Below are 6035 nucleotides of genomic sequence, written 5' to 3'. Positions count from 1 at the left end.
TCGAGTTGCTCCAGCCTCTTCTCTCCCAGCCCCTCGTCCCCAGTCGTCGGCCGGTCGCCATCCCCTGTGGCGAGCCCCCGCCCGCCCCCAAACCGGCCCGGAGCAACTGGGCCACATCGGCGAGATCATGAACATGTGGCTCCACACGGCCGACGGCGAGGCCGCCTGGACCCAGGGCCTGATCGAGCGCGTCGAAGGCGGCGCCTACACCTTCGCCGGTGAGGGCGAGCCGTTCGTCGGCGTCCTCACCGAGGGCCAGGAGAACCCGTACGCGACGGGGGAGCGGCACCCGGACGACGACCGCTGACGCACAGGGTGCGCGGATGCCGGGAGACGGGTCCGGCCGCGGCCTAGGGCTTTTCTTCCGGAGAGGCCCTAGTGGTGGAAGCCGGTGGCCGCCGATCTGTCCCGGGTCAGGGGATGCTGCTGCCGGCGCAGCTCCGGCAGCAGCCTGGTCAGGTCCGCCACGAACAGCTCGGCCAGGTCGTGCGAGAAGCCGTTGCGGCACACGATCCGCAGCACCGACAGGTCCTCCCGGTTCGCCGGGAAGGTGTACGCGGGCACCAGCCAGCCGCTCTCGCGCAGCCGCCGGGAGACATCGAAGACGTCGTACGCCGAGACGCCGCCGTCCGTGGTGAACGCGAACACCGGCAGCTCGTCCCCGCGTGTCAGCAGCCGGAAGTCGCCGAGCGCCTCGATCCGGTCCGCGAGCGAGCGCGCCACGTCCCGGGTGGACTGCTGCACCGCGCGGTAGCCCTCGCGGCCCAGCCGCAGGAACGTGTAGTACTGCGCCACCACCTGCGCGCCGGGCCGGGAGAAGTTCAGCGCGAAGGTCGGCATGTCGCCGCCCAGGTAGTTGACCCGGAAGACCAGTTCCTCGGGCAGCGCCTCCGCGTCCCGCCACAGCGCCCAGCCGACGCCCGGGTACACCAGCCCGTACTTGTGCCCGGAGGTGTTGATGGAGGCCACGCGGGGGAGGCGGAAGTCCCACACCAGGTCCTCGTCCAGGAACGGCGCCACCATGCCGCCCGACGCCCCGTCCACGTGCACCGGGATGTCCAGGCCGGTCCGCTCCTGAAGGGCGTCCAGGGCCGCGCACAGCTCGGCGATCGGCTCGTAGGAGCCGTCGAAGGTGGAGCCGAGGATGCCGACGACCCCGATGGTGTTCTCGTCGCACAGCTCGGCCGCCGCCTGCGGGTCCAGATGGAAGCGGTCGCCCTCCATCGGCACCTGCCGGGCCTCCACCTCCCAGAAGTTGCAGAACTTGTCCCAGCACACCTGCACATTGACGCCCATGACCAGGTTCGGGCGGGCGCCCGGATACCGGTCGGCGTTCTTCCTGGCCCAGCGCCGCTTGAGCGCCATCCCGGCGAGCATGCAGGCCTCGCTCGACCCGGTGGTCGAACAGCCCACCGCGGCCGCCGGGTCCGGTGCGTTCCACAGCTCGGCGAGCATCGCCACGCAGCGCCGCTCCAGTTCGGCGGTGCGCGGGTACTCGTCCTTGTCGATCATGTTCTTGTCGCGGCACTCCGCCATCAGCACCCCGGCCTGCGGCTCCATCCAGGTGGTGACGAAGGTGGCCAGGTTCAGCCGGGAGTTGCCGTCCAGCATCAGTTCGTCGTGGACCAGCTGGTACGCCGTGGTCGGGGTCAGCGGAGCGTCCGGGAGCCGGTGTGTGGGCGGGGCTTCGATCATGCCGCCGACCGGGTCGGCCTCCCCGAAGAACGGGTTGACCGACATCGTTCGCTGCTGGTGCTTCTCGGGACCTTTGTGCAGGGCCATCAGCGCCTCCTCTCGGCCACCATAGGCGGACGGCGCGAACCCGGACATCCGGAATGACCCGGACCGGGGCCCGGTGACGACCCCGGACCGGGGATCAGGGACGCCCCGGACTTGCACCTCACGCGGCGTGAGGCCGCAGGGTGGAGCGCGTACCGACGACAAGGAGCGGAAAGTGAGCTACTCCGTGGGACAGGTCGCGGGGTTCGCCGGGATCACGGTGCGCACCCTGCACCACTACGACGAGATCGGGCTGCTCGCCCCGGGCGAGCGCACCCACGCCGGCCACCGGCGCTACACCGACGCCGACCTCGACCGGCTCCAGCAGATCCTGTTCTACCGCGAGCTGGGCTTTCCGCTCGACGAGGTCGCGGTCCTGCTCGACGACCCGGACGCGGACCCGCGGGAGCACCTGCGCCGCCAGTACGACGTGCTGACCGCCCGGATCGAGAAGCTCCGGAAGATGACCGCGGCCGTGGAACACGCCATGGAGGCACGCAAGATGGGCATCAACCTCACCCCCGAGGAGCGGTTCGAGGTCTTCGGGGACAAGGACCCCGAGCAGTACGCCGAGGAGGCCGAGGCCCGCTGGGGCGGCACCGAGGCGTACGCCGAGTCGCAGCGCCGGGCCGCCCGCTACACCAAGGAGGACTGGAAACGCGTCCAGGCGGAGATGGACGGCTGGCAGGAGCGGTACACCGCGCTGATGGCCGCCGGCGAGCAGCCCGGTGGCGGGGCGGCCATGGCCCTCGCCGAGGAACACCGGCAGCACATCACCCGGTGGTACTTCGAGGTCCCGTACGAGATGCACCGCTGCCTCGGCGAGATGTACGTCACCGACGAGCGCTTCAAGGCGTACTACGACGCCATGCGCCCCGGCCTGGCCGAGCACCTGCGCGACGCGATCCTCGCCAACGCCGACCGGCACACCGCCTGACCGGTCCGGGCCCGGGCACGGACGGGATCACACCCGGGGCTTCACTCCGGGTCCTTCACTCCCGGGCCACGACCACCGCGGTGCCGTAGGCGCACACCTCGGTGCCCGTGTCCGCGGCCTCCGTCACGTCGAACCGGAAGGCGAGCACCGCGTTGGCCCCACGCGCGCGTGCCTGCTCCACCAGGCGCTCCATGGCCTGGTTGCGGGTCTGCACGAGCGTCTTGGTGAGCCCCCTCAGCTCGCCGCCGATCATCGACTTCAGTCCGGCGCCGATCTGGCTGCCCAGGTGCCGGGAGCGGACGGTGAGTCCGAAGACCTCACCGATCACCTTCTGCACCCGGAATCCGGGCATGTCGTTCGTCGTCACGACCAGTACGTCCGGCTGGGGCTCCTGCCCGCCGCCGTAGTCCTCGAGTCCCATGACTCACAGGTTCGGCCCAGTCGTCCCACAGTGCATCCTGGAGACACCGGTGGAACCCGGGGCGGTCACCTCACGTTGATAGCTTTAGCGGCCGTACCTGGACGCCGCAGCCGCCTTCACCCCCTTCAGGAGCCCGGACCCGTGATGACACTCGCCCTCGGCCCCGCGTGGCTCACGCCGGACTATCTGATCTCGACATTCGGCCTGGTCGGCATCCTGGTGATCGTCTTCGCCGAGTCGGGCCTGTTCGCCTTCCTGCCCGGCGACTCCCTGCTGTTCACGGCGGGTCTGCTGGTCGCCGACGGCAAGTGGATCCACCAGCCCCTGTGGCTGGTGTGCACCCTGATCGTGGCGGCGGCGGTCCTCGGCGACCAGGTCGGCTTCCTGATCGGCAAGTTCTTCGGGCCCAAGTTGTTCAAGCGGCCCAAGTCCAAGATCTTCAAGCAGGAGAACCTGGAGAAGGCGCACGAGTTCGTCGAGAAGCACGGCCCCAAGGCCATCGTCCTGGCCCGGTTCGTGCCGATCGTGCGCACCTTCGCCCCGATCATCGCCGGCGCCGGCCGCATGAAGTACCGCACGTTCTTCACGTACAACGTGATCGGCGGCGCCATGTGGGGCACCGGCGTCACGGTCGCGGGCTACTTCCTGGGCCAGATCGACTTCATCAAGAACAACGTCGAGGGCATCCTCGTCCTGATCGTCCTGATCTCGGTCATCCCGGTGATCTTCGAGGTCATGCGCGCCCGCAAGGAACAGCGCAACGCCCCGGCCGAACCCGAGCCCGCCCAGCAGCCGCCCGCCCCGCAGTACCAGCAGGCCCCGGCCATGGACGCCGCCACCACCCAGCTCCGCCGCATCGAGCCGGAGCAGCCCTACGAGCAGCCGTACGAGCAGCAGTACGGCTACCAGTACGAGCAGCAGCGGTCGCCCCAGCAGTCGCAGCCGCAGCAGCAGGACTGGGACCAGCAGTACTACGACCAGCAGCAGTACCCGCAGCAGCAGTACGGCCAGCAGCAGTACCCGCAGCAGCAGTACGGCCAGAACCAGCACGGCCAGAACCAGCACGGTCAGGATCAGTACGGCCAGCAGCAGTACGGCCAGCAGCAGTACGAGCAGAACCAGTACCAGCCGAATCCCTACGAGCAGGATCAGTACGAGCAGGGCCAGTACGAGCAGGGCCAGCAGCCCTACGGCTACCGCCAGCAGTAGGCGCCGGGCGCCGGACCGCGCCTAGAAGCCGCGCGTGCGCTTGGCGGCCCGCCGCTTGCCGGCGGAGCCGACCCGCAGGAACAGCCGGAACACCTCCGAGCCCAGGTTCACGCCGATCGCGATGGCCATCGCCAGGGACGCCGCGTTGGCCAGCGACACCAACCCCTTGTCCACCTGGTTCTGGGCCATGTTCAGCAGCCCGAAATAGGTGGCCGAGCCGGGCAGCAGCGGACCGATCGCCGCCGTCGTGAACGGCAGCGCCGAGGCGAACCGGTACCGCGACAGCAGCTGCCCGAACAGCCCCACCAGACCTGCCGCCACCGCCGTCGACGCCACCGGTGAGATGTCGGCGACATAGTGCATCGCGCCGTACACCGACCAGGCGACCCCACCGTTCAGGGTCACCCACAGCACGGTGGATCGTTCCTGCTGGAGCAGCACCGCGAACGTCAGCGACAGCACCATCGAGGCCGCGATCTGGATCAGCGGCCGCTGGGTGGGGTTCAGCGCCGCGTCCGGGTTGAGCTGGCCGCCGAGCTTCACGCCGAAGTACAGGACGATCAGTACCCCGGTGACGATGCCCACGAAGAAGTACAGGACTTCCAGCAGGCGGGCGGAGGCGGTGATGTAAAAGCCCGTCAGGCCGTCCTGGACGCCCGCCACCAGCGCCCGCCCGGGCAGCAGCGCGAACAGCCCACCGGTGACCACGGCGGACGCCTTCACGTCCACGCTCGCCACCGCGAACGCCACCCCGATCGCGGCGGGCGGCATCGCGGCCACCGTGAACTGGTAGAACTCCGGCAGCCCGCGCCCGGCGCACAGCCAGGCCAGCCGGTCGCCGAGCATCGCGCCGACCGCCGCCGCGACGAACACCAGCAGGTCACCGCCGACCAGCACCGAGGCGGCACCGGCCAGCAGCCCGCTCGCCAGGGTCAGCGCCCAGCCCGGGTAGGGGTGCCGGTTGCGGCGGATCTCCGCCAGGCGCCCGTACGCCTCCTCCAGGGAGACATGGGTCTCCGCGTCGGTCAGGTCGTCCACCAGCCGGAACACGGCGGCCAGACGCGTGTAGTCGGTGCCCCGCCGCCGTACCGTGCGGGACGCCGTCACCGGGTCCTCCACCAGGGACGGCTGGTGCGAGATCGACAGCAGCGTGAAGGTGACGTTGGGCTCGCAGCGGTCCAGGCCGTAGGAGCGGCACACCGCGAACATCGCGGCCTCCACGTCCTCCGCGCCCTCGCCGCCCGCCAGCAGCAGCTCCCCGATACGCAGCGTCAGGTCGAGCACGCGCGGGACCGCCGGGCCGCCCTCCTCCTCCCGCTGCACCGGCTCCGGCGCCGGCCGCTCGGCCACCGGCATGCGCAGCATGGTGCGCATCCGGTCCTGCCAGGGGGCGTCCTTGACCAGGCTGACCAGCGGCACCCCGGCGGCCGGGGTGAAGGCGGCCGGCGCGTTCCTGCTGCTGTAGGTGCTCGGCAGGGTGAACGCCGACCCCTCCGGCTCGGCCCCCGGCGGCTGCGGCGGCTCCAGACCCTTCGGCACGGCGAACTCGGAGGTCGTCTCCGGCTCCGTGACCGCCTTGGGGACGTCCAGGCCCTTGGGGAGGGCGAACTCGGACGTGATCTCCGGGTCGTACCGCGCCTCGTCGGACCGGGGTTTGCGGTCCTCCGCCTCCGTCACCTCGCACCGCTC

The 6035-nt window shown here is 70.5% G+C and carries 5 protein-coding genes and 1 pseudogene; 3 read left to right on the top strand and 3 right to left on the bottom strand.

The features are described from left to right. Positions 1-85: 85 nt before the first annotated feature. Positions 86-307: pseudogene (locus ACFVIU_RS11760) on the top strand (PadR family transcriptional regulator); the annotation flags it as partial. A 68-nt stretch (positions 308-375) separates the two neighbouring features. Here the strand turns inward: ACFVIU_RS11760 and ACFVIU_RS11755 are convergent. Then, the gene (locus ACFVIU_RS11755) at positions 376-1782 is read right to left on the bottom strand and encodes a glutamate decarboxylase (RefSeq protein ID WP_385842142.1); all 1407 of its coding nucleotides are present in this window, start codon (positions 1780-1782) and stop codon (positions 376-378) included. A gap of 172 nt (positions 1783-1954) precedes the next feature. On the opposite strand from ACFVIU_RS11755, the gene ACFVIU_RS11750 reads away from it, so the two are divergent. After that, entirely contained in the window at positions 1955-2716 is a 762-nt protein-coding gene (locus tag ACFVIU_RS11750; protein ID WP_385842141.1) for a MerR family transcriptional regulator, read from the top strand. Between the two features lie 55 nt (positions 2717-2771). On the opposite strand, the gene ACFVIU_RS11745 is transcribed toward ACFVIU_RS11750, so the two are convergent. Beyond that, complete coding sequence (locus ACFVIU_RS11745) at positions 2772-3137, bottom strand: YbjQ family protein (RefSeq protein WP_385842139.1); 366 nt, start codon at positions 3135-3137, stop codon at positions 2772-2774. A 141-nt stretch (positions 3138-3278) separates the two neighbouring features. On the opposite strand from ACFVIU_RS11745, the gene ACFVIU_RS11740 reads away from it, so the two are divergent. Beyond that, on the top strand, positions 3279-4346 hold the full coding sequence (locus ACFVIU_RS11740; protein ID WP_385842138.1) for a DedA family protein: 1068 nt from the start codon (positions 3279-3281) through the stop codon (positions 4344-4346). A gap of 21 nt (positions 4347-4367) precedes the next feature. Here the strand turns inward: ACFVIU_RS11740 and ACFVIU_RS11735 are convergent, their stop codons facing one another. Continuing rightward, positions 4368-6023 (bottom strand): threonine/serine exporter ThrE family protein, encoded by a 1656-nt coding sequence (locus tag ACFVIU_RS11735; protein ID WP_385842136.1) that lies wholly within the window; start codon positions 6021-6023, stop codon positions 4368-4370. Positions 6024-6035: the final 12 nt, after the last annotated feature.

It is taken from the genome of Streptomyces sp. NPDC127190, assembly GCF_042672505.1.
Taxonomy (GTDB): domain Bacteria; phylum Actinomycetota; class Actinomycetes; order Streptomycetales; family Streptomycetaceae; genus Streptomyces.
This window is presented reverse-complemented; position numbering and strand designations above follow the sequence as displayed.

Coding starts and splice junctions, on each gene's coding strand:
- ACFVIU_RS11745 (WP_385842139.1), bottom strand. CDS start 3,137: ATGGGACTCGAGGACTACGGCGGCGGGCAGGAGCCCCAGCCGGACGTA.
- ACFVIU_RS11755 (WP_385842142.1), bottom strand. CDS start 1,782: ATGGCCCTGCACAAAGGTCCCGAGAAGCACCAGCAGCGAACGATGTCG.